The 22396-nt window shown below is 70.9% G+C and carries 22 protein-coding genes and 1 tRNA gene; 13 read left to right on the forward strand and 10 right to left on the reverse strand.

Features of this window, described 5'->3' with window-relative positions:
* Both RJQ01_RS00675 and RJQ01_RS00680 read right to left on the reverse strand, forming a co-directional pair.
* Positions 1–1158, reverse strand: a complete 1158-nt coding sequence (locus RJQ01_RS00675; RefSeq protein ID WP_350474765.1) for a hypothetical protein — start codon at positions 1156–1158, stop codon at positions 1–3.
* A gap of 9 nt (positions 1159–1167) precedes the next feature.
* Positions 1168–2409 carry a hypothetical protein gene (locus RJQ01_RS00680; RefSeq protein WP_350474766.1) on the reverse strand — a complete coding sequence of 414 codons (1242 nt, stop codon included), beginning with the start codon at positions 2407–2409 and terminating at the stop codon, positions 1168–1170.
* A gap of 64 nt (positions 2410–2473) precedes the next feature.
* Here RJQ01_RS00680 and RJQ01_RS00685 point away from each other — a divergent pair, with 64 nt between their 5' ends.
* From RJQ01_RS00685 to RJQ01_RS00720, 8 genes are all read left to right on the forward strand, one after another.
* Positions 2474–3361, forward strand: coding sequence for a ParA family protein (locus RJQ01_RS00685; RefSeq protein ID WP_350474767.1), 888 nt, complete (start codon positions 2474–2476; stop codon positions 3359–3361).
* Positions 3362–3425: 64 nt separating this feature from the next.
* A complete protein-coding gene (locus tag RJQ01_RS00690) occupies positions 3426–4220 on the forward strand; it encodes a segregation and condensation protein A (protein WP_350474856.1) in 795 nt (264 codons plus the stop codon).
* Positions 4210–4860 carry an SMC-Scp complex subunit ScpB gene (gene scpB, locus RJQ01_RS00695; protein ID WP_350474768.1) on the forward strand — a complete coding sequence of 217 codons (651 nt, stop codon included), beginning with the start codon at positions 4210–4212 and terminating at the stop codon, positions 4858–4860. The genes RJQ01_RS00690 and scpB overlap by 11 nt, the downstream gene beginning before the upstream one ends.
* A complete protein-coding gene (locus RJQ01_RS00700; protein WP_350474769.1) occupies positions 4850–5716 on the forward strand; it encodes a pseudouridine synthase in 867 nt (288 codons plus the stop codon). Before scpB ends, RJQ01_RS00700 begins: the two co-directional genes overlap by 11 nt.
* A complete protein-coding gene (locus RJQ01_RS00705; protein WP_350474770.1) occupies positions 5713–6831 on the forward strand; it encodes a prephenate dehydrogenase in 1119 nt (372 codons plus the stop codon). Before RJQ01_RS00700 ends, RJQ01_RS00705 begins: the two co-directional genes overlap by 4 nt.
* A gap of 52 nt (positions 6832–6883) precedes the next feature.
* A complete protein-coding gene (gene cmk / locus RJQ01_RS00710; RefSeq protein ID WP_350474771.1) occupies positions 6884–7549 on the forward strand; it encodes a (d)CMP kinase in 666 nt (221 codons plus the stop codon).
* On the forward strand, positions 7546–9108 hold the full coding sequence (gene der / locus RJQ01_RS00715; RefSeq protein ID WP_350474772.1) for a ribosome biogenesis GTPase Der: 1563 nt from the start codon (positions 7546–7548) through the stop codon (positions 9106–9108). The genes cmk and der overlap by 4 nt, the downstream gene beginning before the upstream one ends.
* A gap of 296 nt (positions 9109–9404) precedes the next feature.
* Positions 9405–9986: an MOSC domain-containing protein gene (locus tag RJQ01_RS00720; protein WP_350474773.1), complete on the forward strand. Its 582-nt coding sequence runs from the start codon at positions 9405–9407 to the stop codon at positions 9984–9986.
* 194 nt (positions 9987–10180) lie between these two features.
* Here RJQ01_RS00720 and RJQ01_RS00725 read toward each other — a convergent pair whose 3' ends face one another.
* A complete protein-coding gene (locus RJQ01_RS00725; protein ID WP_350474774.1) occupies positions 10181–10924 on the reverse strand; it encodes a YqjF family protein in 744 nt (247 codons plus the stop codon).
* A 67-nt stretch (positions 10925–10991) separates the two neighbouring features.
* On the opposite strand from RJQ01_RS00725, the gene RJQ01_RS00730 reads away from it, so the two are divergent.
* Both RJQ01_RS00730 and RJQ01_RS00735 read left to right on the forward strand, forming a co-directional pair.
* Entirely contained in the window at positions 10992–11480 is a 489-nt protein-coding gene (locus RJQ01_RS00730; RefSeq protein ID WP_350474775.1) for an NUDIX domain-containing protein, read from the forward strand.
* Between the two features lie 134 nt (positions 11481–11614).
* Positions 11615–12631 (forward strand): sodium:calcium antiporter, encoded by a 1017-nt coding sequence (locus RJQ01_RS00735; RefSeq protein ID WP_350474776.1) that lies wholly within the window; start codon positions 11615–11617, stop codon positions 12629–12631.
* Between the two features lie 114 nt (positions 12632–12745).
* Here the strand turns inward: RJQ01_RS00735 and RJQ01_RS00740 are convergent, their stop codons facing one another.
* Positions 12746–14416: a cation:proton antiporter gene (locus tag RJQ01_RS00740; protein WP_350474777.1), complete on the reverse strand. Its 1671-nt coding sequence runs from the start codon at positions 14414–14416 to the stop codon at positions 12746–12748.
* 233 nt (positions 14417–14649) lie between these two features.
* On the opposite strand from RJQ01_RS00740, the gene srmL reads away from it, so the two are divergent.
* A complete protein-coding gene (gene srmL, locus RJQ01_RS00745; RefSeq protein ID WP_350474778.1) occupies positions 14650–15822 on the forward strand; it encodes a PheS-related mystery ligase SrmL in 1173 nt (390 codons plus the stop codon).
* Positions 15823–15851: 29 nt separating this feature from the next.
* On the opposite strand, the gene RJQ01_RS00750 is transcribed toward srmL, so the two are convergent.
* The 4 genes from RJQ01_RS00750 to RJQ01_RS00765 form a co-directional block, all read right to left on the reverse strand.
* Complete coding sequence (locus tag RJQ01_RS00750) at positions 15852–16262, reverse strand: NUDIX hydrolase (RefSeq protein WP_350474779.1); 411 nt, start codon at positions 16260–16262, stop codon at positions 15852–15854.
* The gene (locus tag RJQ01_RS00755) at positions 16259–16921 is read right to left on the reverse strand and encodes a pyroglutamyl-peptidase I (RefSeq protein ID WP_350474780.1); all 663 of its coding nucleotides are present in this window, start codon (positions 16919–16921) and stop codon (positions 16259–16261) included. Before RJQ01_RS00755 ends, RJQ01_RS00750 begins: the two co-directional genes overlap by 4 nt.
* On the reverse strand, positions 16921–17202 hold the full coding sequence (locus RJQ01_RS00760) for a hypothetical protein (protein WP_350474781.1): 282 nt from the start codon (positions 17200–17202) through the stop codon (positions 16921–16923). The genes RJQ01_RS00755 and RJQ01_RS00760 overlap by 1 nt, the downstream gene beginning before the upstream one ends.
* Before the next feature lie 116 nt (positions 17203–17318).
* A complete protein-coding gene (locus tag RJQ01_RS00765) occupies positions 17319–19052 on the reverse strand; it encodes an HNH endonuclease signature motif containing protein (RefSeq protein ID WP_350474782.1) in 1734 nt (577 codons plus the stop codon).
* 139 nt (positions 19053–19191) lie between these two features.
* On the opposite strand from RJQ01_RS00765, the gene RJQ01_RS00770 reads away from it, so the two are divergent.
* Together RJQ01_RS00770 and RJQ01_RS00775 are read left to right on the forward strand one after the other, a co-directional pair.
* Positions 19192–20079 (forward strand): MBL fold metallo-hydrolase, encoded by an 888-nt coding sequence (locus RJQ01_RS00770; protein ID WP_350474783.1) that lies wholly within the window; start codon positions 19192–19194, stop codon positions 20077–20079.
* 85 nt (positions 20080–20164) lie between these two features.
* Positions 20165–20241 (forward strand) — tRNA-Pro (locus RJQ01_RS00775).
* Between the two features lie 176 nt (positions 20242–20417).
* Here the strand turns inward: RJQ01_RS00775 and RJQ01_RS00780 are convergent.
* Both RJQ01_RS00780 and RJQ01_RS00785 read right to left on the reverse strand, forming a co-directional pair.
* Positions 20418–21551, reverse strand: a complete 1134-nt coding sequence (locus tag RJQ01_RS00780; protein WP_350474784.1) for a tyrosine-type recombinase/integrase — start codon at positions 21549–21551, stop codon at positions 20418–20420.
* The gene (locus RJQ01_RS00785; protein WP_350474785.1) at positions 21548–22324 is read right to left on the reverse strand and encodes a hypothetical protein; all 777 of its coding nucleotides are present in this window, start codon (positions 22322–22324) and stop codon (positions 21548–21550) included. Before RJQ01_RS00785 ends, RJQ01_RS00780 begins: the two co-directional genes overlap by 4 nt.
* Positions 22325–22396: the final 72 nt, after the last annotated feature.

The following is a 22396-nucleotide window of genomic DNA, read 5'->3' on the forward strand; positions in this document are numbered from 1 at the left end:
CTAGAAGCGGTCGAAGCGGATCGAGCCGTCCGTGCCGAGCTCCACGAGCCAATTCTCGCCGGGAGTGCTGGAGCGCACGCTCAGCCCCTGCCGCTCGACGATCGGCAGGGCCGCGCATGCGGTGGAGGTCTGCGCCTCGTCGGTGGAGACGAGCAGGCAGTACTGCGGTTCGAGGCCGCGCACGCCGTCGACCGCACTCTCGATGAGGTAGGCGCTGACCGTGAGGGTCGCGCCACCGACACCGCTCGAGGAGGCGATCTGCGCGGGGCCCATCACGAGGCGCTCCGCGCCGTCGACCTCGGGCGCGGTTGCCGGCTGGAGTCCGCCGTAGGCGAGGGCATCGGTCACGCTTCCGCGCCACTGCTGCGGGTCGAGCTCGAGGTCTCGCACGATTCGCGGACTCCACTCGGGCCCCCAGACGACGGCGTCCACCAGCGAGGCGTTCCCCTGGGAGGCGTCCCCCTGGGCAACGGACCGTCGTGCGGCGGTGATGCCCTCCGCCTCGAAACGCTCCGGCGTGACGCACTGGCCCGCAAACTGCCAGGCGCTGTCCTGCTGCTCGGGTTCGACCTCGGGGTCGTTCGCGGTGAAGAGGCAGTAGGCGTCCCAGACGGTGCTACGGCCGTCCGGCACGGTGGAGGCGCGGAAGGCGATCGCGACGATGCCGTCGTCCAGACGGGCGAGTTGCGGCCCGACGGTGATGGCCGATGCGGCCTCCGGCCCGAGCAGCTCGGTCACGAACGCGGCGGTGGCGGGGTCGCCTGGCTGCCCGAAGGCCGCGAGAGGGTCGGGGTCGGGCAGGCTGAGCGCCCAGCTGACGCCGGGGAGGGCGAGCGCCGCGGCGAGAACGCCGGCGAGGCCGACGGCGCGCATCCGTCGGCGCTGGGGGTGCTCCTGCGGGAGGTCAGGATGCTCCGCCACGGCATCCCGACCCGCACCGTCCGGCACCGCGCCGTCCGGCACCGCACCGTCCGGCACCGCACCGTCCGGCACAGCATCGCCCTGCGCAGCACCGTCGCGCGCTGCAGCGCTCGCCGTGCGCCGTGCGAGTTCCGCGCCCGCGGCGGCGGCCCGCTCCCGCTCCTCGGTGGTGGACGCGCGCGCGTACGCGAGCCGCTTGAGCTCGCTGTCGCTCACCCCGGCGAGCTCCCCGTCCATGTCTCTCAGTCAATCACGCGGGGGACGGCCGGCTCGGGGTGTCGCAGGACTCTCGTGAGTACGAGCGAACGCGCGCTGATACCGCCGCACTGGTGCCGACGCGTCGTCCATGAACACCGTTCCGTCGGGCCGCCACTCGAGCCTCACGCCCGAGTCGGCAGCACGAGCCTGCGCCACGACACCGTCCCGCTCGAACGACGACAGTCCGGCGCACGTCACGCTCGCCCCCAGCTGCGCTCGGCGCTCCTCGGCCCGCTCGAACAGGTGCACGCAGTACGACCACCGCTCGGTATCCGCCGAGGCGACGAGCGCCCCCACGGCCTCCCACCTCTCCGTCGTGCCGAGCACGCGCACGAGCAGCCGATCCTCAGGATGCAGAGTGCGCAGCAGACCCGCGTACGCGGTCTCATCCTGCCGGGGCGGCTCGCCGAGGAAGAGCTCGGCTGCCGGCGACTGCGGAAACTCGGGGGCCGCGCCGACGATCGGCAGCACCGACACCGTGGGCGGCCCGACCGGCCCCCACTGCACAAAGTAGCGCGCCGACCCGGCGGCGAGAGTCGTCCTCAGCCCCGAGCGCTCCACCTCGGCGCGGTCCGCGCACGACGGCCAGCCGAACCCCCGCTCGTCGGCCAGCAGCACGCAGATTTCGCTGCGGGAGCGCTCCGTGGTGGAGGTGACGATCACCCGGTAGGCGATGACCTGCGCGTCCGCCTCCTCGGCGATAATGCGGGGAGAGAAGCTGACCCGCAGCCCGTCCCTCAGCAGCCGAGAGCGCAGCTCGCGCTCGTCGGCGCTCGCCGCACGATCGAACACATCGAGGGAGGACTCCGCGACCGGAGCGGTCGGCAGCAGCGGCCCGATGCTGGTCACCCCGACGAGAATGAGGATGCCCGCCACGACGATCGCGGGCGCCCGCATCCACCACGGCCGCGCGCCGGGCACCCTCACGGCGAGGGGCCGAGCCGCCGCCGAGCCCGGTGCTGACGGGTGCGACAGCGGGTGCGTCGTCGGCCCCGTCGCCCCCGTCGGCTCCACCGGTGTCGGTTCGCCCGAGCGGGCGGCGTGCTCGGCCGCCCGGCGCGCGAGCTCGCGCGTCGCCGCCGCGGCCCGCCGCTGCCCGGCCTCATCACTCGGCCGCCCGAAGGCGAGCGCCTGAAGCTCGCCGTCGAAGAGGTTCCTCACCACGTGGTCGAGCGCGTCATCGTCGTGCTGCGCGTCCCTGCGCTGCAGGTCGTCCGGCGAATGCGGCACAGCCCCAGTCAAGCACGCGCGAGCCGCCCGGCACAGGGCGACGCGGTCACTAGACTGGGGCGCTATGAGCGGGGAGAGGTCAGACGAGTCGGCACTGCCGGGCTTCGACGACATGATGCAGGGGCCGACCGGTCGGCCGTTGCGCGAGTGGCCCGAGCCGGCGCCGCTCGACGGGCACGGCCCGGCGCGCATCATCGCGCTGTGCAACCAGAAGGGCGGGGTCGGCAAGACGACGACCACGATCAGCCTCGGGGCGGCGCTCGCCGACTACGGCCGCCGCACCCTCGTGATCGACTTCGACCCGCAGGGCGCTCTCTCCGCCGGGCTCGGCATGCCCAGCCACGACGTCGTCACCATCTACGACCTGCTCCTCGGCAAGGAGAAGGACGCGCGCAAAGCCGTCCAGGCGACCAAGACCAAGGGCCTCGACCTGATCCCGGCCAACATCGACCTCAGCGCCGCCGAAGTGCACCTGGTCAACGAGGTCGCGCGCGAGCAGATCCTCGCCCGCGTGCTCGCGCCTGTCGTCGACGACTACGACGTCATCCTCATCGACTGCCAGCCGAGCCTCGGCCTGCTCACCGTCAACGCCCTCACCGCCGCGCACGGTGTGCTCATCCCGCTCGAGTGCGAGTACTTCGCCCTGCGCGGCGTCGCCCTGCTCGTGGAGACGATCGAGAAGGTGCGCGACCGGCTCAACCCTGCCGTGCAGCTCGACGGCATCCTCGCGACTATGTACGACGCGCGCACCCTGCACAGCCGGGAGGTGCTCGAGCGCGTCGTCGAAGTGTTCGGCGACAAGGTGCTCGAGACGGTCATCGGCCGCACCGTGAAGTTCCCCGACGCGACCGTCGCCGGCGCCCCGATCACGAGCTTCGCCCCCGACCATCCGGCCGCCGCCGCCTACCGCCAGCTGGCTCGAGAGCTGATCGCCCGTGGCCAGGTCGCCTGAGCCGCTCGTCGCGGAGGGCGCTGAGCCGACAGTCGTCGACGACGCGGTCGAGAGCGGGGCGGCCATCGAGGATGCTCCGCGCGGGTTCCGCGTCACGCTCGACGACTTCGACGGCCCGTTCGACCTGCTGCTGAGCCTCATCACGCAGCGGGAGCGCGACATCACCGAGCTCAGCCTCAGCGCCGTGACCGACGAGTTCCTCGCCTACCTGCGCGCCCTCGAGGCGAAGGATCACCTGGACGAGGCGAGCGAGTTCCTCGTCATCGCGGTGACGCTGCTCGACCTCAAGATCGCGAGCCTCCTCCCGCAGGGGGAGCTCGTCGACGCGGAGGATGTGGCCCTGCTGGAGGCGCGCGACCTGCTCTTCGCGCGACTGCTGCAGTACCGCGCCTTCAAGGAGGCCAGCGCGTGGTTCGCCGAGCGGCTCGAGGCCGAGGGTCGGCGGCACGCGCGCTCCGTGCGGCTCGAAGACCAGTACCGCCAGCGCACGCCGGAGCTGCAGTGGACCCTCAGCCTCGACGACTTCGCGGCGCTCGCCCTGCTGGCCCTCACCCCTCGTGAGATCCCCGTTGTCGGCCTCGACCACCTGCACGCGCCCCTCATCTCGGTGCGCGAGCAGGCCGCGCACGTCGTCGCCCTGCTGCGGCGCGGCGACCCGGTGACGTTCCGCCAGCTCATCGCCGGCGCCGACGGCAGAGGCGTCATCGTCGCCCGGTTCCTCGCGCTGCTCGAGCTGTACCGCCACGCCGCCGTCGGCTTCGAGCAGCTCGAACCGCTCGGCGAGCTCACCGTGCGCTGGACGGCCGAGAACTGGAGCGACGAGAACCTCGTGAACCTGGGGGCCGACTATGGCCAGTGAGACCGCCGCGACGACGACCGGGCCGGGCGCGCCGGACGGCGCTGAGCAGACCCCGGCCCCGGGCATCCCCGACCACATCGAGGTGGAGCGCGCCCTCGAGGCGATCCTCATGATCGTCGACGAGCCGCAGAGCCTCGTGAGCCTCGCGAGCGCGCTCGGCCGACCCGTCGCGGTCGTGCGCGACGCGATCGCCGCCCTCGTCGCCGACTACGACGGCGAGGCGAGCGACGACGGCACGCCGGGCACTCGGCGCGGGTTCGAGCTGCGCGAGGTCGGCGGCGGCTGGCGCATCTACGTGCGCGGGGAGTACGACGACGTCGTACGCGACTACGTGCAGACCCAGAACCCGTCGAAGCTCTCGCAGGCGGCCCTCGAGACGCTCGCCGTCATCGCCTACAAGCAGCCCATCAGCCGCGGCGCGATCGCGTCGATCCGCGCCGTCAACGTCGACTCGGTGGTGCGCACCCTCCTCGGTCGCGGGCTCATCACCGAAGGCTTCACCGACAGCGAGACGGGCGCGATCCACTACGTCACCACCGACCTGCTGCTCACGCAGCTCGGCATCAACACGCTCGACGAGCTGCCGAAGATCTCACCGCTGCTCGACGACGGCAGCGCCGGATTCGACGATGTCCGCTGACGCGCGCAGCACCGCGAGCACCGACGGGCCTGCGGGCGAGCGCCTGCAGAAGGTCATGGCGGCCGCCGGCGTCGCCTCACGCCGGGTGTGCGAGGAGTACATCGCGCACGGCCGGGTGACCGTCAACGGCGAGCCCGTCGTCGAACCGGGGCGCCGCGTCGACCCCGCAGTGGACGAGGTCGCGCTCGACGGCGTCGCCATCCAGCTCGACACCACCAAGCGCTACGTCATGCTCAACAAGCCGACCGGCATCGTCAGCACGATGAGCGACGAGAACGGGCGCCCCGACCTGCGCCGCTACACGAAGCGCTACGACGAGCGCCTCTACAACGTGGGTCGGCTCGATGCCGAGACCAGCGGACTGCTGCTGCTCACCAACGACGGCGAGCTCGCGAACGTGCTCGCCCACCCGCGTTTCGGCGTGGAGAAGACCTACATCGCGAAAGTGCGGGGCAGCGTGACTGCGCCCGTGCTGCGCCGCCTCAAGGAGGGCGTCGAGCTCGACGACGGTCCCATCGCCGCCGACGCCGCCCGGCTGCTCGGCGCGCCCGTCGGCGGGCACAGCATGGTCGAGGTGACCCTGCACTCCGGTCGCAACCGCATCGTGCGCCGCATGCTCGCCGCCGTCGGCCACCCCGTCGTCGAGCTCGTGCGCCGCTCCTTCGGGCCCCTGCACCGCGGCACGCTCGCCGCCGGCGTGGGGCGCGACCACACTACGGGGGCGCGGGGCGCCCTGCGGACCCGCGCGCGCGCCGCCCGCGGCGGCACCGACACCGGCGACGCCGCCGCTGCCGAAGCGCGCTCGACGGTCGCGCAGCCCGACACCCTCGACACCAACCCCGGAGCACCCTCATGACCGAGCTCAGCCCGCCGGGCTCCGCTGCGCACGAACGCCGGCTGCAGGGCGAGGTGCGCATCGTCGGGGCCGGGCTGCTGGGCACGAGCATCGGGCTCGCACTCACCGCCAACGGCGTCGACGTGGCCCTCGCCGACCTCTCGCCGACCGCCGTGCGCCTCGCCGTCGACTACGGCGCCGGCCGCCCCGCGGCCTCCGGTGACCGCCCCGCCCTGGTCGTCGTCGCCGTGCCGCCCGACGTCACCGCGTCGACGGTGGCCGTCGAGCTGCAGGCGCATCCTCAGGCCCTCGTCACCGACGTCGCGAGCGTCAAGGGCAGCGTGCTCGCCGAGCTGCGTGCGCTCGGCGCCGACGTGAGCCGCTACCTCGGAACCCACCCCATGGCGGGCCGCGAGCGCGGCGGGCCCATCTCGGCGCGTGCCGACCTGTTCGTCGGCCGGCCCTGGGTGCTCGCCGGCCACGACGGCATCAGCTACCGCGCCGCGGGCGCCATCGAAGACCTCATCCTCGACGTGGGCGCCGTGCCCATCGAGCTCAGCGTGGCGGAGCACGATCAGGCCGTCGCTCTGATCAGCCACGTGCCGCAGCTCGTCGCGAGCGCCATGGCCGCACGCCTGCGCACCGCCAGCAACGCCGCCGTCGACCTCGCCGGGCAGGGCGTGCGCGACGTCACCCGCATCGCCTCGAGCGACCCCGGGCTGTGGGTGCAGATACTCGGGGCCAACGCGGCGCCCGTCGCGGGCATCCTGCGGTCGTTGCGCGACGACCTCGACGAGGCGATCAGCGCGCTCGAGCACCCGAATGCCAGCGGCTCGCGTCGCGCGCTCGCCGACCTGCTCGGCGCCGGTAACGCGGGCGTGGCGCGCATCCCCGGCAAGCACGGCGACGACCGCCGGTACGCCCAGCTCGTCGTCATGGTCGACGACACTCCCGGCCAGCTGGCGCGACTGCTGACCGAGATCGGCGAGCTCGGCGTCAACATGGAAGACCTGCGGCTCGAGCACTCCCCGGGGGCGCCCATCGGCTTCGCCGAGATCTCCGTCGTGCCGGAAGCCGAAGAGCGCCTCATCGCCGAGCTCGAGGCGCGCGGATGGCGCATCGCCGGCGCCAGCTGAACGGTGCCCGCCGCACCGAGCACCCCGAGCATCCCGACCCGAGAGGAACCCCGTGAGCGACATCATCGTGGCCGTCGACGGCCCCGCCGGCAGCGGCAAATCGAGTGTGAGCCGCGAGGCCGCGCTACGGCTCGGGTGGGCCTACCTCGACACGGGCGCCGCCTACCGTGCGCTCGCCTGGCACTGCCTCGATGAGGGCGTGGACACCGAGGATGCCGATGCCGTCGTCGCCCGCCTCGACGACTTCGACGTGAGCCTGGGCATGGACCCGCAGCACTACTTCGTGCGCGTCGGTGGCGAGGAGATCACGCGCGACATCCGCGAGCCGCGTGTGAGCTCCGTCGTCAGCCACGTCGCGCGCGTGCCGCAGGTGCGCGCGGGACTCAACGAGCTGTTCCGCCGGCTCATGGCCGAGAACCCGAAAGACGGTGTCATCGTCGAGGGCCGCGACATCACGACCGTCGTCGCGCCCGATGCGCCCGTGCGCGTGCTGCTCACCGCCACCCCAGAGGCTAGAATGGCGAGAAGGTCGGCGGAGCTGAGCGCCGTGTCGGCCGAGGCGACCGCGCAGCAGCTGGCCTCGCGGGACGCCCAGGATTCCCGCGTGGTGGATTTCATGAACGCTGCTGAGGGCGTCACCACTCTCGACTCCACCGATCTCGACTTCGAGCAGACGGTGCTGGCGCTCCTCGACATCGTGCAGGCAAGGACCCCATGACCGACACCACCCCCGGCGGCTCGCCCGACGAGACCCGCGACACGGCCGACACGGGCGACTACCCCGAGCTCGCGCCCGACGAGGCCGGAGAGGTCGCCGCGCGCCTCGCCGACCTCGACGAAGACCTGGCGGCGAAGCGCGCCGACGCCCTGCGCGCCGGCCTCGCCGACTACGATCTCGACGACGACGACCTCGACCTGCTGGAGGGCGCGACCGTCGGCGAGGACGGCATCATCACGATGCCCGCCCTGCCGGTGCTCGCGATCGTCGGCCGGCCCAACGTGGGCAAGAGCGCGCTCGTCAACCGCATCCTCGGCCGCCGCGAGGCCGTCGTGGAAGACACGCCGGGTGTCACGCGCGACCGCGTCACCTACAAGGCGGAGTGGAACACGCGCCGCTTCACCCTGGTCGACACGGGCGGGTGGGAGCCGGACGCCTCCGGCATCAACGCCTCCGTAGCCGCGCAGGCGGAGGTCGCCGTCGACCTCGCGGATGCTGTGCTCTTCGTCGTCGACGCCATCACCGGTGCCACCGCGACTGACGAGTTCGTCGTCAAGATGCTGCGCCGCTCGAACAAGCCGGTCATCCTCGCCGCCAACAAGGTCGACGACGCCCGCCAGGAGCCGGAGGCCGCAGCGCTGTGGAATCTCGGGCTGGGGGAGCCGTGGCCGGTGTCGGCCCTGCACGGTCGCGGAGTCGCCGACCTGCTTGATCACATCCTCACCGTGCTGCCGAGCGTCTCGGCGGTCGCGAAGGAGGAGTACGGCGGGCCGCGGCGGGTGGCCCTGCTGGGCCGGCCCAACGTCGGCAAGTCGAGCCTGCTCAACAAGGCCGCCCGTGAGGAGCGCGTCGTCGTCAACGAGCTCGCGGGCACGACGCGCGACCCCATCGACGAGCAGGTGGAGCTCGGTGGGCGCATCTGGCGCTTCGTCGACACGGCGGGCATCCGGCGCCGCGTCCACCTGCAGCAGGGTGCCGACTTCTACGCGTCTTTGCGGACCGCCGCCGCACTCGAGAAGGCGGAGGTCGCGGTGGTGCTGCTGGACGTGACGGAGCCGCTGAGCGAGCAGGATGTGCGCATCATCGACCTCGTGCTCGAGTCGGGCCGCGCCCTCGTGCTGGCGTTCAACAAGTGGGACCTGCTCGACGACGAGCGCCGCCGCTACCTGGAGCGTGAGATCGAGCAGGATCTCGCGCACGTGTCGTGGGCGCCGCGCATCAACATGTCGGCGCGCACGGGTCGCCACCTGGAGAAGCTCGTGCCAGGGCTGGAGCTCGCGCTCGAGTCGTGGGATATGCGCATTCCGACCGGCAAGCTCAACGCGTTCATCAGCGAGCTCACGGCGGAGCATCCTCACCCGGTGCGCGGGGGCAAGCAGCCGCGCATCCTGTTCGCGACGCAGGCGTCGACCCGGCCGCCGACGTTCGTGCTGTTCACGACCGGATTCCTCGACCCGCAGTACCGCCGCTTCATCACACGGCGCCTGCGCGAGGTGTGGGGCTTCGAGGGCACCCCCATCCAGGTCAATATGCGTGTCAGGGAAAAAAGGAAGCGCTAAAGCGCTTCCAGCGAGGGCCATTTCTGGCCCTCGCCCCTGACACGCGGCGGCCCGTCCCGGGCCGTCGGCAGCGAAAAGAGGAAGCGCTAAAGCGCTTCCAGCGAAGGCCATTTCTGGCCTCTGCCTCGCACACGCGGCGGCCCGTCCCGGTCCGTCGGCCGCGAAAAGAGGAAGCGCTAAAGCGCTTCCAGCGAAGGCCATTTCTGGCCTTCGCCGCGAACACGCCGCGATCCGTCCCGGATCGCGGATGCGAGAGAAGCGTCAGCCCGCGTAGCGCGCCGCTCTATGCTGGCCGCATGCCCCCTGCGTCGCCAGTAGTACCTGTCGTCTCCGCCGTGTGCGTCGTGCACCAGTTGGTCCCCGACGTCGGTGGCCCTGACGGGGTGACGGCGATCGACAAGCGGGCGACGCTCGCGCCTGTGAAGGTGGGCGAGTTCGGCTTGCGCGGCGATGTGCAGGTCGACCGCAAGCATCACGGCGGCCATGACAAGGCCGTGTATCTCTACAGCCAGTCTGACGCCGACTTCTGGGCTGCCGAGCTGGGCCGCGAGCTGCACCCGGGTTGGTTCGGCGAGAATCTGCGCGTCGATGGCGTCGACGTGAATGCGGCGCGGGTGGGGGAGCGCTGGAGGATCGGCTCCGGCGACGACGCGGTGGAGCTCGAGCTCACGATGCCGCGCACGCCGTGCCAGACGTTCGCCCGCTGGGTGGGCGGTGCGGATGCTCGGGGCTGGGTGAAGCGCTTTGCCGACTCACGGCGGCTCGGGGCGTACGCGCGTGTCGTGCGCAAGGGCGTCGTGCGCGCGGGCGACCCGATCACGGTGCTCGCCGTGCCCGACGTGGCGTCGACGATCGCGGCGGCATTCCGCCCCGATTAGCCCGCCCCGCGCCCTTCCCCAACGTCGGAGTGGGGCGCGCGGCACACACACCGGGTCGCGTCCACTCCGACGTTGGGGAAGGCCCTCGAGCGCGGTGCAGGCGCGGGTCGAAACGCCTGCCGGAGCGCGGATCGACACGCCGGTCTCCGCGCTGATCGAAGCTCTGGCCGGAGCGCCGGCGCCGCAGCCTCGGATCAGCCGGCCCGCGTGGGCGCGGCGAACTCGGTGGTCACCCCGGGATGCCCGAGCGGGGTCGCGAGCACCGAGTCGGGCGGGCGCGCCACGAGGTCGGCGAATCCCGCGGCCGCGAGCAGCTCGTCGTCGAGGTGCAGCAGCTCGGCGTCGACGAGCGGCCACGGCTCGTGCGTATTGCGCGCGAAGATTGTGCGCCCCAGGTGCCGTTCGTGAAACCCCCACCTTGCGGTGAGAAAGCGGCTGAGCGGGGTGTCGACCGGATCGGTGCCGGGTCGAGCGTGGATGCGGGTGCGCGGGCGAGCGCCCGTGCGTCGTCGCGCGCGGTACTCGACGGTGTCGTCGGTGAGGCGCATCCCGGCCTGAGTCCAGCGGTAGGGGAGGCCGAACAGGGCCTGCGCGGCGAGGACGGAGGGCAGCCGCTCGGCGTCGAGGGAGCGGAACACGACGCCGCGTTGCCCGCTCTCATCGATCGAGTAGGTGCGCACGTTGATCTCGATGAACGTGCCCGCGCCCGGTACGGGCGGCAGCGGCAGAAAGGCGTGGTCGCTCAACACGAACGGGATGAGCCCCACCCACGCGCTGCCGTCGTGCACGTCGGGCCGTGTGCCGACGGGCAGCAGCGGCGCGACAACGGCCGGGTCGACGCGCCAGTGCAGGAACACGAAGTCGCTCCAGCGCTGCCGGATCGTCGCGCGACCCGGGAGCGGCGGTGCGACCGCGGAGGGAGGGGGAGCGTCGACCATGCCCCCCATCATGGCGCGCCTCCCTGCGCGGCGCGTTCGCAGGGGCGACGCGTAGCCTGAGGGGACCATGACCGAACGACCTCCGCTGCCGCCGCCGCACCTGCGCGACCCCGGTGACGCATGGGTCGAAGGGCCCGATGGCACGAAGTACTGGGGTCGCTTCGGCGCGGCGGGGCTGCTCGCGTGGCACCGCGAGGCGGGCATCCTGCTGCAGCATCGCGCCGCATGGTCGCATCACGGCGACACATGGGGCCTGCCGGGCGGCGCGCGCAAGCGGGGCGAGTCGGCCTACGCCGCCGCGGTGCGCGAGGCGGTCGAGGAGGCGGGCGTGCCGCCCGACGAGGTCGCGCCCCTGTTCGAGAGCGTCTACGACGTCGGCTTCTGGTCGTACACGACCGTCGCGGTGAGCGTCGAACGGCTCTTCGCGCCCCTCGTCGCCGACGCGGAGAGCGTCGCCGTGCGCTGGGTGCCCCTCGACGACGTGGATGCTCTGCCTTTGCACCCCGGATTCGCCGCCAGCTGGCCGGCCCTCCGCGACCAGCTACTCGCGCTCTGAGCGACCGCCCCGGTCGCCGCGCCGGGTCGCTACGCCGGGTCGCCGCACCGCCTCGCCGCACCCGGTCGCCGCACCCTGAGAGGGAGCCGTCAGCACTCTCGACGGCGCGCGCACCCTGCTGACAGAGTGGAGCGGTGACGGAGACGTGGCCGCTGATTCCGAGCCTCATCGGGCTCGCCGCCTCGATCGTGCTGCTCGGCTTCGCCGGCACCCGGCTCGCGAAGACGGCGGACGAGCTGGCCGATCGTACGGGGCTCGGCGAGGCGGTGGCCGGGGCGCTGTTCCTCGGCGCGGTCACGTCGCTGCCGGGCATCCTCACCACCATCACCGGTGCTCTCGGCGGCGACGCCGATTTCGCTCTCGCGAACCCGATCGGCGGGGTCGCCATTCAGACGGTGTGGCTTGCGATCGCCGACCTCGTCTACCGTCGGGCGAATCTCGAGCATGCGGCGGCATCGCTCGACAACCTGCTGCAGGCGCTCATCCTCGTCGCTCTGCTCGCCCTGCCGATCGTCGCCTACGCTACGCCGGACCTCGCGATCGGCTGGTTCCACCCGGTGACGCTGCTGATCCCGATCTTCTACGCCTACGGCTTGCGGTTGATGCAGCAGATGCGCGCGGCGCCCATGTGGAGCCCGCGCATGACCCGCGATACGCGCACCGACGACGGGGAGGACCGCAGCACGACGTCGACGCGCCGCCTGTGGACGACCCTCGCCGTGCTCGCCGTCATCGTCGGGGTGACCGGGTGGGTCATCGGCCAGTCTGGCCTGGGTCTGATCGCGGCGACCGGCTGGCCGAGCGCCGTGACGGGGTTCACGATCACGACGGCGATCTCCTCGCTGCCGGAGCTCATCACCCTGCTCGCCGCGGTGCGGCTCGGGGCACTGACCCTCGGGGTGGGCGGCATCATCGGCGGCAACGTGTTCGACACGCTCATGATCGCCGTCGCCGACGCGTTCTACCTGGAGGGAACCATTTACGCGTTCGTGGGGCCGGCGAGCCTCGTGCTGCTGGGCGGCACAATCCTCATCACGGCGGTGCTCGCGGCGGGCCTCGTCGTGCGCGACCGCCGTGGCATCGGGTTCGAGGGCATTGCCCTGCCCAGCCTCTACCTGGCGACGGTCGGCGGGGCGCTCTGGGCGGGCTGAGCGGCAGGTGCGTGGCGGGCGAGCGGGGCAGGACGAGCGGCGCGGTGAGCGAGGCGGGCTGAGCCGTCTACGCCGGCGACGCGGGATGCGCCCCGCGCTCGACACGCTGAGGCGTCAGGGCGTCTCGGGTTCGGTGTTCTCGAGCCGCCGCAGCGTGTCGATGGCGTCGTCGGCGGCGTCGCGGAACGGGTGCAGCACGGTCGAGATCGTGCCGTCGGCGACGGCCGCGTCGTAGAGCGCGCCGACGGCGTCGGTGTGCGCGGTGACGGCGATCGGGCAGGTGGCGCCGTGCTGCCGCAGCGCGGTGGCGAGCACGATGCTCGTGCCGGCGTCGGGCACGGTGCTGATGATCCAGCGCGCGTGGCGGATGGGCAGCGTGTCGGGAAAGTCGGGGCTGCTGGCGTCGCCGAAGACGACGGTGACGCGGTCGGCGAGGTCGGCGTCGTCGATCTGCGCTTGCGCGTACGGATCCCATTCGACGACGAGCACGGTGCATCCGGTGCCGACGATCTCGCCGACGAGCTGCTTGCCGAAGCGCCCGTAGCCGAAGACGATCGCGTCGTACGTCTCCGGCTCGTAGTCGGCGGTCGGTCGCGTGCGTCGTCGTTCGAAGATGCGCAGGGCGGGTTCGAGCCACGCGTAGATCTGCTTCGAGTAGAGGATGAGGTAGGTCGAGCCGGCGATGGTGATGAGGCCGACGAGGGTGACGAGGCCGACCATGTCGTCGCCGACCTGGTCGAGGTCGCGGCCGAGGGCGATGAGGATGAGGCTGAACTCGCTGATCTGGGCGACGGCGAGGCCGGCGAGGAATCCGACGCGGCTCGGGTAGCCCATGAGCCCCATGATGATGAGGACGATGAGCGGGTTGCCGATGAGGACGAAGAGCGAGAACACGATGGCGGCGGGAATCTGCTCGCCGATCGCGCTGAAGTCGAGCTGTGCGCCGAGGGTGATGAAGAAGAAAAGCAGCAGGAAGTCGCGCAGGCCACTGAGGGAGGCGGCGATGGTTTCGCGGTAGCGGGTGGAGGCGAGGGCGAAGCCGGCGAGGAACGCGCCGACCTCGATGGAGAAACCGAGCAGGTCGGTGAGTGCGGCGAGGGCGACGGCCCAGGCGACGCTCCACACGATGAGCAGCTCTTGGCTGGTGGCGAGCAGCCGCAGCAGGGGCGGCAGCACCCAGCGGGCGACGACGTAGAGTCCGCCGAGCAGCCCGACGGCGCTGACGATGAGGAACAGCACTTGCTCGCCGAGGGATCCTTCGCGCCCGCCGCCGAAGCTGGTGAGGGCGATCATGGCGAGGATGACGACGATGTCTTGCACGATGAGGAAGCCGAGGGCGATGCGGCCGTGCAGCTCGTCGAGCTCGCGCTTGTCGGTGAGCAGTTTGACGATGATGATCGTCGAGGAGAAGGTGAGGGCGACGGCGACGTAGATCGCGGCGACGAGGTCGATTCCGAAGAGCACGGCGATGACCCAGCCGATGAGCGACGTGAAGACCACCTGGCCGAGGCCGGTGAGCAGGGCGACCTTACCGATGGAGCGCACGAGCCTGATGTCGAGCTTCAGGCCGACGAGGAAGAGCAGGATGGCGATGCCGATCTTGGCGAGCAGGTCGAGCGCTTCGGCTTCTTCGACGAGTCCGAGCACGTTGGGCCCGACGACGATGCCGACGAGGATGAAGGCGATGATGAGCGGCTGCTTCGCGCGGTGCGCGAGGAACGCGACAACGCCGGCGATGGCGAGGATCGCGGCGGTGAGTCCAAACGTGTCGAGCTCGAGCTCCATGTCCTCACGCTAGCAAGCCTGCATTGCGGGGGCGTTAACGGTGACGTCTGCCGCTACGCGTTCGGGGCGCCCCGTCGCTGGTAGGGTTCTGGCCATGCGTGGGTGCCTGCGATTTCTCAGCCCTCGGCCGTCTTCCGGCCGACTCGGGCTGATGCCGCACGCCTAGCCGCGAGTCGTTCCGCCGCTCGGCCGAGGGGAATCTCCCATCTCTCACCGACCGAAGGAACCCCGTCATGTATCTCAGCACGTCGGAAGTCTGCGCCGCGCTCGCGGTGAGCGACCTCTCGCACCATCAGCCGACCTCGCCATCGGAGCCTGCTCACGCGCTGGCGCTCTTGCTGGAGGAGGTCATCGCCGCCGCCACCGAGCGGGGCCACCTGCCGCATCGGGTCGAGCGCTCGAGCCCGCTCGTCGCGGTCGCCGACAACTACGATGCGCTCGGCTTCGACCGCGACGCGGTCACGCGCGATCGTCGCTACTCGCACTATGTGAGCCCCACCGTGATGCTGCGCAGCCATACGTCCGCGGGCATGCCGGCTCTCCTCCGCGCTCTCGGCTCGGGCGCGGCGGGGGATGGGGCGAGGGTCGGCGATGCCGTGCATGACGAGGTGCTGATTCTGCCGGGGGTCGTTCATCGGCGCGATCAGATCGACCGCACTCATGCGGCGTCTCCGCACCAAGTGGATGTCTGGCGCGTGAGCGCCGCCGCAGGGCCGACTGGGCGCCGTACGGTCGACGAGTTGCTGGAGCTCGTCGACCGTCTCGTCGCGGCGGCACTGCCGGGTGCGCGCTGGCGCGAGGTTGAGGCAGAGCATCCCTACACGGTGCATGTTCGGCAGATCGATGTGGAGGTCGAGGGCGAGTGGCTTGAGCTCGCGGAGTGCGGGCTCATCGACCCGGCGTTGCTGCAGCGCTGCGGGTTGGATTCGCGACGGTGGTCGGGTCTCGCTCTGGGGTTGGGGCTCGATCGGGCGCTCATGCTGCGGAAGGGCATCCGTGACATACGGCTGCTGCGGTCGTCGGATGCGCGCGCGGTCGAGCAGCTGCACGACCTGTCGCCGTGGAGGCCGATCTCGGCGATGCCGTCGATCAGTCGCGACCTGTCGATCGTCATCGACGAGCAGGACGATGACGAGACGCTCGGCGATCGTGTGCGGCGCGCTCTTGGTGCGACGGCGGACGATCTGGAGTCCGTCGCCGTCGTGGCGCGTACCCCCGCGAATGCTCTGCCGGAGTCTGCGCGCGCCCGTCTCGGCATCGCGCACGGGCAGGTGAATGCGCTGCTGCGTATCGTGTTGCGCCCGATCGAGCGCACCCTCACCGATGTCGAGGCGAACGCTCTTCGCGATCGGGTGTACCGGGCGGTGCATCGTGGGCCGGTGCTTGAGCTCATCAGCTTGGACTGAGTCGACGGGTGTGCGCTCGGCGGCGGTCGCTACTGATGAGGGTCGGGCAGGTGGGCGAGCATGTGCTGCGTGATGAGCGGGGCGAGTCGGTGGTGGGGGAACTGGCGGGGGTGCATCCAGGTGACGGCGTCGATTTCTGCGGCGGCGCGCAGCGGGCCGGTGAGGGTGGCGCGGAAGACGTCGGCGATGAGGGTGGTGTCGGCTTCGTTGGCGGCGGCGGTCGTGTAGGTGCCCAGCGGTTGCAGGTCGGCGGGGTCGATGCGGGCGCCGAGCTCTTCGAACAGTTCGCGGGCGAGGGTCTCGGCAGGGGTCTCGCCGGGGTCGGGTTTGCCGCCGGGCTGCATCCACACGTCGGTGCCGCGTTTGCGCACGAGCAGCAGCCGCCCTTCGTGGTCGACGGCGAGCACGGCGGAGACGCGGATGACGGACTGCGCGGTCACGCCGGCGTGCCGAGGATGGTGGTGAGGGCGATGCGGATGCCCCGCTCGAGCTCGTCGAGGGTGAAGCGCGGGTCGCCGCCGAGCTGCGGGGTGGCGGGAACATGGATGAACCCGGCGCGCAGGCGGGGCTGGTGGTGTTCGGAGCCGTCGGGGCCGGCGGCGGCGTGTTTGCCGTGGTCGCCGCGCTGCTCGGCGATGCCGAGGGCGGTGTACAGGACGGCGTTGCAGACGTAGCTGCCGGCGGTGAGGGAGACGTGCGCGGGAATGCCGGCGGCGTCGATGGCGTGGGCGATCTGCTTCACCGGGAGCGTGGTGAAGCGGGCGGCGGGGCCGTGCGGTTCGAGGGGGGCTTCTGCGGGTTGGTCGCCGTCGTTGTCGGGGTTGTCGGCGTCGGCGAGGTTGAGGGCGACGCGTTCGGGGGTGAGGGCGTGGCGGTGCTCGGCGAGCCCGAGCATGAGGAGGATGTCGGGCTGGTGGGCGTCGATGGCGGCGGCGAGCAGCTGCGGGGCGCGGGTGAACGAGACGGGCAGCACGTCGGCGACGAGGTGGCAGTCGGGGTGGCCGAGCTCGCCGAGCCGTCGGGCGAGTTCCCCGCTGGGGTTGATGTCGTTGCCGGCGAACGGGTCGAAGCCGGTCACGAGGACGGTGGGGAGGTCCATCAGCGCTCCTGAGCCTTCTCGTGGGCGTCAGGCCCGGTGTCGGCGTGAGCCTTGGTGCGCGTGTCGCTGCGTCTGCCGGGGAGGGCGACAAGGATGACGCCGATGCTGAGCGTGGTGAGGCCAAGGATCACGTTGTCGGGGGTGACGATGGTGACGGTCACGCCGATGAGGAAGATGAGTATGCCTGCGGCGAAGGTCAGCCGGCGGCGGGTGCGGGTGCGCTGCGCGGATTCACCTGATTCACCCGATTCGCCCGTTTCGCCGGACTCGCTGTCGCTCATGTCGCCAGCGTAATCGCATCAGGGAGCCGGGAGGCGGGGGTGGGGGACGGTGGACGCGTGCCGCCTGGTTGCGTGCTGTGCTTTTTGGCGTTCGTGTGCGACGCGCAGCCCGCCGCTTAGGTGCGCAGCGCGTGCCGCAGTGCGGGGCTGACGCTGGGCATGTCGATGGGTGGTCTCGGCGAGTCACTGCTCCCGTCGGCGCTGGTCTCCCTCGCGCCGCCGACGCCGCTGGTGCGGGTGCTCGCGCCGGTGCGGCTTCGGGGTGGCGGGATGAGGTGGTAACTGGGGCCGGCGCGTTCGATCTCCCACCCGTTGTTGTGGGCGAGGAGGTGGTGGTGGCGGCACAGGAGGAGGCCGTCGGCGATGTCGGTTTTCCCGCCGTCGCGATGCCAGTGGTCGATGTGGTGGGCTTCGCACCACGATGGCGGGCGTTCGCAGCCGGGCCATCGGCATCCGCCGTCGCGCACGGCGAGGGCGAGTCGCTGCGCGCGACTGAAGAGGCGCTTCTCGCGGCCGAGGTTGAGGGGCTGGCCGGCGTTGGCGGGGTCGCCGTCGACGGTGAGGGCGACGGTGCCGGCGGCGCACGCGATGCGCTCGACGGTGTGCGTGGAGACGGGGTCGGCGTGGCCTTCGATCCAGCCGGGCCCGGCGCGTTCGGTGAGCGTGCGTGCGGTGGCGATGACGCGCACTCCGACGGGTTCTCCGCCGAGCATGAGGGAGGTGTCGGCGGCAACTCCTTGGCGCAGCAGCTCCGCGATCGTGTCGCTGGCCAGCTGCTCGAGGGTGCGGTCGTCGCCGAGGGCCGGGTGGGGCGTTTCACGGGCGCCGCGCCGTCGTTCGGCGTCGGTCTGGAAGTGCGGTTCGGTGCGTCGTGGCGAGGTGATGCGGTCGACGACCTCGCCGACGACGGCGAGCGTCTCGGGGTCGAGCACCCAGTGCACGGCTCCCATGCCGTCGGGGCGCTTGGTGAGGCGGAACGAGCGTTGCGCTCGCCGGTGCTCTTCGCGGTCGGCGATGCCGTCGAGGTCGAGGTCGTCGCGGGCGGCGCGGGCTTCGCGGGCTGCCCGATCGGCGTCGAGCCCGCCGACGCGCGTGAGCAGAGCTGCGGCCGCCTCGTCGAGCATGCTCTGGGTGATCGCGCCCGCCGGCCGCCCTAGCCCGGTGCGCACCGCGTCGGCGACGGCCACGCTCACCTGCCCCGAGAGCACGGCGTCGCCGAGAGGCGTGGAGACATCCGAGCCGCTCGAGGCAACGGCCATACCCACGCGCACCGCGGTGCGGGCGTCGGCGACCCGGGTGCCGGTGGTGACCCGCACCATCTCTTCGGCCGTGCGGTGCCCGGTGCGCTGAGCGAGGCCGGAGTGGCCCAGCTCGGGTGCGGAACGCCGGGCGATCTCGCCAGCGAGCATCGAGACGTGCAGTTGGGCGAGCCGCACTTCGTCGGCGGCGAGCCGGGTGAGGTGCAGAAGAGCCTCGTCGTCCGCCGCGCGGTAGAGGCTGGGGTCGCGGGGGACTGCGGTGAGAGCATCCACGGCGGAGGTGAGGGCGCGGGACGCCCCGGCGACAGCCTCAGGCGTTGCCGAGCCGACCGGCGCTGACGCGGTGCTCGGCGCCGGCAGAGTGCTCGGCGTCCGCGGAGTGCCCGGCGTCCGCGGAGTGCCCGGCGTCGGCAGAGTGCCCGGCGCCGGCAGAGCGCCCGGCAGGGGCCGCGCTTCCCGCAGCGGTGGAGCCACCCGCGTGGGCGGGGCGACCATCGCGGCAGAAGAGCTCGACGCGGTGCGAGAGTGCGCCGTCATCGTGCTCGTCGTGGCCATGGTCGCCTCCCGTCGCGGTGCCCGCTGCTCTTTCATGGTTCGAACATACATTCGACCTCCGACGTGCCGGGTCGTCGGCCGCGAGGTGGGGAGAGTCACGCGCGCGAGCTCATCGGGGGAGGGGCGACGGCGGCGGAGGCAGCGGCGAACACGGTGGCGGTGCGAGACTGACGGCATGCCTGCCCCCGCCCGAGCATCCTCACCCGCCCCCTCCGCCGGCCCGGTTGGCGCGGTGCACGCCCTCACGGTGGGCCGTGTGCGCGTGAGGCCGAAGAACATCGCGGGCACGGGCACACCGATGCTGTGGTGGACTCTCACGGCGCGCACCTGGAGTGACTGGCTGCCCGTGCACGTCTTCGTCGTCGAGCATGAGCGCGGCACGGTGCTGTTCGACACGGGCCAGTCGCGCGCCTCGGTGACGGAGCCCGACTACTACCCGCGCGGCCCGCTCGGCTGGGTGTACCGGCGGCAGGCGGCCTTTCGGGTGGAGCCGGAGGACGAGCTGGTGACGCAGCTGGCCGAGATCGGGCATCCGGTCTCGTCGTTGTCGCTCGCCGTGATCTCGCATCTGCACCAGGACCACGCCGGCAACGTCGCGGCTCTCGCGGGCACGCCCGTGCTCGTCTCGGCGGCGGAGCTGGCTCTGCTCGACGAGCGCACCCCTGAGCTGCACGGCGTGCTGCCCGCCCACGTGCGCGCGCCCGGCGTCACGTTCACCCCCGTGCACGTCGCACCGACCGACGACCCGCTGCTGGCGCCTTTCGGTGCGGACCACGACATCCACGGCGACGGAACACTGCTGCTCGTGCCCACGCCCGGCCACTCGCCGGGTTCGATGAGCCTCCTGATCCGCCGAGGGGATGCTCCGCCTCTGCTCCTCGTCGGCGACGTCACCTACGACCACACTCTGCTGCCGCGCGGCATCGTGCCCGACGTCGGCGACCGCCCCACCCAGCTCGAGACCGCGCGGCGCATCGTCGCCCTGCAGTCCCTCCTGCCCGGTCTAAGGGTGCTCGCCGCCCACGACCCCGCCACCCTGACGGCTCTCGCGGCCCCGCACTAACGCCCGCGCGCCGGCGCCGCCCGTGCACCGACCCCCGCCACCCTCCGCTAAGCTGTTCCCCGGCCCTCGCACGACGGGCCAGCCACGGGCTGTGGCGCAGCTTGGTAGCGCACTTGACTGGGGGTCAAGGGGTCGCAGGTTCAAATCCTGTCAGCCCGACCAGGTATTAGCCCCGGATCTAAGCGGTTTTCGCGAGGTCCGGGGCTTTACTATTTCTCAACTTCTTCCGCGTACCCCAGAAAGTACCCCAGAAGTCGTCTTCTGACGCTCTTACTTGGGGGAGGGGGGGTAGTGACATTTCTGGTTACGCCAGTGACCAGGAGGCCGGGGTCGGGGTGTCAGATGCCGAGCGCGGCCGCGAGTTGATCCATCGCATCGGCTTGGGTGGAATCGACGAGGTGCCCGTAAACGTCGCCGGTAATTGCCACCGAGCTGTGGCCGAGAATCCGCGACACCACATGCAAGGGCACGCCCGCGTCGAGCATCGCTGTCGCTGCCGAGTGGCGCAAAGTGTGCAGGCCAACGTCGGTGATGCCCGCCGTCTTCGCCGCGACCGTGAAGACCCGCAGGAGGTTGCGTGGATCGACCGCCGTGCCGAGTTCGGTGGTGAACACGAGCTTGGTGTCCTGCCATTGATTGCCCGCTCGAAGCCTCTCGGCTTTCTGCGTGGTCGCGTGCCGTTTCAGTGTGCGCACCATTGACTCGGTGAGCACGATGTCGCGCCTCGAGTTGGCTGTCTTTGGCTCCGTGACGGTGAGGTGGCCGTCGACTCTGGCGAGGGTGCCGCGCACGCGCACGAGTTTCTTGGTGAGGTCGACGTGCTCCCATCGGAGGGCCAACGCTTCACCGCGTCGCATCCCGGTCGCCGCGATCAATGCGAGTGCAGGGTGGTATCGGGAGGTCGCGGCCGCGTCGAGTATGGCGCGAACCTCACCACCGGAGAGGTGGCGTGCTTCGGTACGTGCGACGGTGGGTCGGTCGACCTTCGCCGCTGGATTCGTTGCGAGCAATCCCTCACGCACGGCACCGTCGAGCGCGGTGCGGAGCACGGTGTAAATGCTTCTGACGCTGGACTGTGAGAGGCCGCTATCGGTCAGCTCGGTGACGAGCGCGTCGATGTGTGACGCTTTCACACGGCCGAGTTGCATGTGGCTGAGGCTCGACTCCTGCAAGTGCTTTCGCAGAAGGGTCCGGTACAACTCCATCGTCGTCGCTTTTCGGTTCGACCTCGGCAGGATGGTGTCCGCCCATCGGGTCAGCCAGGTCGACACGAGCATGTTGGAGTCGGCGGGGGAGAGGTCAGCCTGGACACGTTTCTCGGCTTCGCGGAGTTTCTTGGCGACCTGCTTCTCGGTGGAGCCGTAGAACGATCTGCGCACCGGCCGGTCGTCGTCGTCGCGGTAGGAGATGCGACCCTCGAAGGTGCCGTTGCTACGTTGACGGATGGTGCCGACTTTCACCGTGTCAGTCACTTTTCGCCCCTTGTCTTTTGGTGTGCCTCGAAGCGCCGACGCACTTCCGCGTCGATGCGCTCTGCCACGTCTTCTGGCGATTCGACCGAGGGACCGGCTCGAAGATCCTCGAGTGCCGCGTCGAGTTCGGCCGGACTCGCGCCGGGTGGTGGGATCAGTCCCTTCTGACGTGCGTCGGCGATCCGCCGTGAGGCTGTGGACCGATGGGAGTAGCCGAGTGTTTCCGCGACTGCTTTGGACGGCTTCGATCGGTTGATGGGGTCCAGATAAACGCGAGCGACGTCGCGCAACTCTGTGATCGACCCTATGTGATTCATATCCCTCGCCGAATTCAACTTCGACTTCATTGTGTCGACCGCGTCTGGGTCCAGTAGCGCCTCGAGCTTGGCCGCGATTGTGTGGCCCTGGTCCGAGGTGATGCGCCATGCATGCTGGGCGAACGCAGTGGCCCCTATCTCTTCGATGTTGATCACGCCGAGGTCGGTGATTCGCACGGGTCGATCACCTGGTCGACTTGTGACTCGTAGATCGGTACAGATCGGGTTGCCGTCGCGTATCTCGTACTCCATCACCAGCAAAGGTCGGCGACGACCCTCTGGCTGTAGTGGGTCCGGTTCGAATTCGACGGTGAGGTGTTTCGGGACCATGAAGTCACCAAACCGCACCGTGCCGCCCCTCTGCCCGCCCATGTAGGTGCGAACGTGCATGCTCGCTTTCCACTCGTCAGCCGTCTTCCCAGCCATATCAATACTCCCACCGGGTGAGACAGTCATGTGTCTCACTACTGTGTCAGGCTTTCAGAGTACGGGCGGACACCCCGAATCTCCAAACGACACGCACAGGCT

It is taken from the genome of Microcella sp. (genome assembly GCF_040286215.1).
Taxonomy (GTDB): domain Bacteria; phylum Actinomycetota; class Actinomycetes; order Actinomycetales; family Microbacteriaceae; genus Microcella.

Bases quoted from the DNA above. Each gene is read 5' to 3' on its own strand.
- RJQ01_RS00755 (WP_350474780.1), bottom strand. From the start codon at position 16,921: ATGGACCTCCCCACCGTCCTCGTGACCGGCTTCGACCCGTTCGCCGGC.
- RJQ01_RS00740 (WP_350474777.1), bottom strand. From the start codon at position 14,416: ATGGAGCTCGAGCTCGACACGTTTGGACTCACCGCCGCGATCCTCGCC.
- der (WP_350474772.1), top strand. From the start codon at position 7,546: ATGACCGACACCACCCCCGGCGGCTCGCCCGACGAGACCCGCGACACG.
- RJQ01_RS00685 (WP_350474767.1), top strand. From the start codon at position 2,474: ATGAGCGGGGAGAGGTCAGACGAGTCGGCACTGCCGGGCTTCGACGAC.
- RJQ01_RS00760 (WP_350474781.1), bottom strand. From the start codon at position 17,202: ATGAGCGACAGCGAGTCCGGCGAAACGGGCGAATCGGGTGAATCAGGT.
- RJQ01_RS00675 (WP_350474765.1), bottom strand. From the start codon at position 1,158: ATGGACGGGGAGCTCGCCGGGGTGAGCGACAGCGAGCTCAAGCGGCTC.
- RJQ01_RS00785 (WP_350474785.1), bottom strand. From the start codon at position 22,324: ATGACTGTCTCACCCGGTGGGAGTATTGATATGGCTGGGAAGACGGCT.
- RJQ01_RS00720 (WP_350474773.1), top strand. From the start codon at position 9,405: ATGCCCCCTGCGTCGCCAGTAGTACCTGTCGTCTCCGCCGTGTGCGTC.
- RJQ01_RS00725 (WP_350474774.1), bottom strand. From the start codon at position 10,924: ATGGTCGACGCTCCCCCTCCCTCCGCGGTCGCACCGCCGCTCCCGGGT.
- RJQ01_RS00765 (WP_350474782.1), bottom strand. From the start codon at position 19,052: ATGAAAGAGCAGCGGGCACCGCGACGGGAGGCGACCATGGCCACGACG.
- RJQ01_RS00705 (WP_350474770.1), top strand. From the start codon at position 5,713: ATGACCGAGCTCAGCCCGCCGGGCTCCGCTGCGCACGAACGCCGGCTG.
- RJQ01_RS00700 (WP_350474769.1), top strand. From the start codon at position 4,850: ATGTCCGCTGACGCGCGCAGCACCGCGAGCACCGACGGGCCTGCGGGC.
- RJQ01_RS00770 (WP_350474783.1), top strand. From the start codon at position 19,192: ATGCCTGCCCCCGCCCGAGCATCCTCACCCGCCCCCTCCGCCGGCCCG.
- RJQ01_RS00730 (WP_350474775.1), top strand. From the start codon at position 10,992: ATGACCGAACGACCTCCGCTGCCGCCGCCGCACCTGCGCGACCCCGGT.
- srmL (WP_350474778.1), top strand. From the start codon at position 14,650: ATGTATCTCAGCACGTCGGAAGTCTGCGCCGCGCTCGCGGTGAGCGAC.
- scpB (WP_350474768.1), top strand. From the start codon at position 4,210: ATGGCCAGTGAGACCGCCGCGACGACGACCGGGCCGGGCGCGCCGGAC.